At 65.7% G+C, this 3,790-nt stretch carries 4 protein-coding genes and 1 pseudogene; all 5 read right to left on the bottom strand.

Features of this window, described 5'->3' with window-relative positions; all coding sequences use genetic code 11:
• Positions 1-371 (bottom strand): annotated as a pseudogene (locus ACR2JA_RS01890) (sterol desaturase family protein); the annotation flags it as partial.
• Positions 372-494: 123 nt separating this feature from the next.
• Positions 495-1,061, bottom strand: coding sequence for a D-alanyl-D-alanine dipeptidase (gene ddpX / locus ACR2JA_RS01885; protein ID WP_434007446.1), 567 nt, complete (start codon positions 1,059-1,061; stop codon positions 495-497).
• A 107-nt stretch (positions 1,062-1,168) separates the two neighbouring features.
• On the bottom strand, positions 1,169-2,128 hold the full coding sequence (locus ACR2JA_RS01880) for an oligopeptide/dipeptide ABC transporter ATP-binding protein (protein ID WP_434007445.1): 960 nt from the start codon (positions 2,126-2,128) through the stop codon (positions 1,169-1,171).
• A complete protein-coding gene (locus ACR2JA_RS01875; protein ID WP_434007444.1) occupies positions 2,125-3,111 on the bottom strand; it encodes an ABC transporter ATP-binding protein in 987 nt (328 codons plus the stop codon). Before ACR2JA_RS01875 ends, ACR2JA_RS01880 begins: the two co-directional genes overlap by 4 nt.
• A gap of 1 nt (position 3,112) precedes the next feature.
• Positions 3,113-3,790, bottom strand: a 678-nt coding sequence (locus tag ACR2JA_RS01870) for an ABC transporter permease subunit (RefSeq protein WP_434007443.1), incomplete at its 5' end; no start/stop codon positions are given.

Genomic DNA, 3,790 nt, shown 5'->3' with positions numbered 1-3,790 from the left:
CAGTCCAGGCCGATGTAGGGCGTGTGGTCGGGGAAGTTGGGATCGACCTCGACCTTGTGGCCGCCGAGCAGGGCGCACAGCAGCACCAGCGCGAACGCGGCACCTGCCAGCCAGGGCGCGCGCCGGAACACCAGGTTGACCAGGCTGAGCGCGCCCGCGACAACCAGCGACCAGAACATCAGCTGTCGGATCAGCGCCACGTCGTAGCTCTTGCGCAGCTCGGGCGTGGTCAGATACTCGGGGAAATGGAAGGCCAGCACGCCCAGGAAACACAGGAACGCCAGGCTGAGCGCCAGCACGCCGGTGACCAGGCCGCGCCCGGGTTTGAGTGCGCCGTGGCCCTCGGTCAGTTCGTTGAGTTTGTCAAGCACGTGGTTCCTCCTCGCGCCGCTGTCAGCGGCCTGCTGTGGTGACGGTGCGGGAGTGTAGCGGGCGCGCTGGGCGCGTGGATCCGGGGTCTGCGAGGGTTGATCGAGGTCAACGACCTGCGGGTGCTAAGGCTGCTGCATCGGATTCAGGCTGCCCAGCAGAGCACTGTCAATCAAGGTGTGTTCATCGCGCGGCGGCAGCTCGTAGTGCCACCACTCGTGGGGCAGATGCTGAAAGCCCGCTTGCTCCATGGTGTTCAGCAGCAGCAGCCGGTTGGCCTGGGCCACGGGCGACACCTGGTCAGAAAAGTGGTGCGACAGTGCGCTCATGTGGTCGAAGCCGGTGCCCATGTCCAGCTCATTTCCGTTGGCATCCACCAGTGTCAGGTCGATGGCCGTGCCGCGGGTGTGGTTGGACCCCAATTTGGGGTCGGCGACATACAGCTTGTCCACCGCTGTTTCCCACAACTCGACCTGTGCCTCATGGGGTCTGAAAGCATCAAATATTTTCAGTTTGAAGCCCGCCTGGGCCGCCAGCCGCACGGCCTTTCGCAAACACAACTCGGCATCTCGGTGCAGCAGGCACAGCTGGCTCCCATAGATGGGCCGGCCCGCGATGTTGTTGGAGGTGGCGTAGACCAGATCCACGATCACATCGTGGGTCTCTTCGCTCAGGGGAACCAGGGGATTCATGGCGTTCAAAAAAAGGGAAAAAAGCCGTCAATGGTTGCGGGAGTCGTCAAAGCCAGGGGCGCAGCGCGCCATGGTTTTCATGGAGTGTCCAGGGTGGGTATGGGGTGTCACTGCCGCGCAAAGGCCTGTAACTCACTGGCCCGGTGGCAGCGCGCAGCATGGGGGCCCGACCCCTGCGTCAGCAGCGCCTGGGGCTGATCGCAACCGCTGGCAGCAAACGGGCAGCGCTCGCGAAAGTAGCAGCCCCCGGGCAGGCGGCGGTTGCTGGGCAGCTCGGTCTCGCCCACGGCCAGACCGGCGTCCAGCGAACGCCCGATCTCCGGCACCGAATCCAGCAGCAGCCGGGTGTAGGGGTGGGCGGGTTGGCTCAGCACCGAGGCCGCCGAGCCAATCTCCGCAATCTGCCCCAGGTACATCACCGCGATGCGGTCACACATGTGGCGGATCACCGAAATGTTGTGCGAGATGAGGATGTAGGTCAGGCCCCGGCTTTTGCGCAGCTCGACCAGCAGGTTGAGGATCTGCGCCTGCACCGAAATGTCCAGAGCCGAGGTCGGCTCATCGAGCACGATGACATCCGGCTGCGACGACAGTGCGCGCGCAATCGCGATGCGCTGGCGCTGGCCGCCGGAAAACTCGTGCGGGTAGCGGTCGAGCTGCTCACGCCGCAGGCCCACCTGCTCGGCCAGTTCGGCGGCCAGCTCGCGCAGCGCGCTGGTGCTGCGCTGCTCCTTCAGGAACACCGGTTCGGTGATGACGCGCCAGACCGGCAGCCGCGGGTCCAGCGACGACTGCGGGTCCTGGAACACGATTTGCAGCTTGTGCGCCGTGCCCTCCGACCAGACCATGCGGCCCTCGGTGGGTGTGACCAGGTGGGTCAGCACATTCGCCAGCGTCGACTTGCCGCAGCCGGACTCGCCCACCACACCCAGCACCTCGCCTTTGGCGACAGACAGGTCCAGGCCGTTGAGCGCATGCACCACCGCGGTGGGGCGGCCGCGCCAATCGGCACCGACCGGAAAGCGGACATGCACGGCGTCCAGCGTCAGCACAGGGGGCGTGTTCATGGGGTCTCCTTCGTCAGCCAGCAGGCTGCGCGGTGGTGGTGGGCAACCGTCAGCAGCGGCGGCTTGCTGCTGCATGGGGCCTGCGCCTGCGCACAGCGCGGGGCAAAGCTGCAACCGCTCAGGGGTTGTGACAGGTTGGGCACGGTGCCGGGGATGGACTGCAGCAATGCGCCGGGCTGGGCGTTCTCGGGCAGCGCCCGCAGCAAGGCGCGGGTGTAGGGGTGCATGGGCGTGCCCAGCACCGAGGAGGTGGGGCCGTCCTCGACCACGCTGCCGGCGTACATCACATAGACGCGGTCACAAAACTGCGACACCAGCGCCAGATCGTGACTGATGAAGAGGATGGCTGTGCCCAGGTCACGCGCCTTGGCACGCATCAGCTGCAGCACCTGGCGCTGCACCGTGACGTCCAGCGCAGTGGTGGGTTCATCGGCAATGATGATTTGCGGGTCGCAGCTGAAGGCCAGCGCGATCAGGATGCGTTGGCGCATGCCGCCCGAGAGTTCAAACGGGTAGCGCTGCATCACCTGCTCGGGGTCCGCAATACGCATGTCGCCCAGCAGGCGGATGGCCAGCGCGCGGGCTTCCGGCTTGCTGCAGCGGCGGTGCAGGCGGATGACCTCCAGCATTTGCCGCTCGATGCGCTGGGTCGGGTTGAGCGCGGTGAGCGGCTCCTGGAAGACCATGGAGACATCGCGTCCGCGGATCTCCAGCATGTCGCGCTCCCGAGCGGCCAGCGCATCGCGCCCCAGCAAGCTGACCGAGCCACCGGTCACCTTGAAGCGCCCCTCGGGCAGCAGGCGTATGGCCATCATGGCGGTGACCGATTTGGCCGAGCCGGACTCGCCCACAATGCCCACGACCTCACCGCGTTCCATCTGCACGGTCACGCCGTTGACCGCGTGCACCGCGCCTTGGTAGATGGGGAATTCAATCGACAGGTTCTGGATGTCCAGCACCGTCTGCAGGGATGGCTGGTTCATTTCAACGGCCTTTCTGCTTGGGATCGAGCAAGTCGCGCACACCGTCGCCCAGCAGGTTGAAGCTGGTGGCGGTGAACAGGATGGCAAAGCCCGGGAAGGCCGAGTACCACCACTGGTCGAGGATGTAGTTGCGCCCGGTGGAGACCATGGCACCCCATTCGGCCGTGGGTTGCTGCGCACCCAGACCGATGAACGACAGGGCCGAAGCCATCAGGATGGCGCCACCCAGATCGAGTGTGGCCTGCACGATCAAAGGCGGCATGGCGTTGCGCGCCACGTGCCAGCGCAGGATCTGCCAATTGGAGGCGCCGAAGATTCTGGCGGCCTTTACATACGGCATCTCACGGATGGTGAGTGCCTGCCCACGGGCAAGGCGCACATAAAAAGGAATGCGCACCAGGGCCATGGCGAACATGGCGTTCACCAGGCTCGGGCCCAGAGCGGCGGCCAGGGCCATGGTGATCACCAGCGAGGGCACAGACAGCACCACGTCCATGATGCGCATCAACACCGTATCGACCTTGCCGCCCACGATGCCGGAGATGCAGCCCAGCAAGGTGCCGCTGATGCCCGCAATGGCCACGACAAACACCCCCACCCCGACGGACAGCCGGCCGCCGTAGATCACGCGGCTGAACAGGTCGCGGCCCACCTCGTCGGTGCCGAACCAGTGTTGTGC

Source organism: Hydrogenophaga sp. (assembly GCF_051007235.1).
Classification (GTDB): Bacteria; Pseudomonadota; Gammaproteobacteria; order Burkholderiales; family Burkholderiaceae_C; genus Hydrogenophaga.
This window is presented reverse-complemented; position numbering and strand designations above follow the sequence as displayed.

What these genes read in the sequence shown, in the direction of transcription:
- ACR2JA_RS01880 (WP_434007445.1), bottom strand. Translation starts at nt 2,128, where the DNA reads ATGAACACGCCCCCTGTGCTGACGCTGGACGCCGTGCATGTCCGCTTT.
- ddpX (WP_434007446.1), bottom strand. Translation starts at nt 1,061, where the DNA reads ATGAATCCCCTGGTTCCCCTGAGCGAAGAGACCCACGATGTGATCGTG.
- ACR2JA_RS01875 (WP_434007444.1), bottom strand. Translation starts at nt 3,111, where the DNA reads ATGAACCAGCCATCCCTGCAGACGGTGCTGGACATCCAGAACCTGTCG.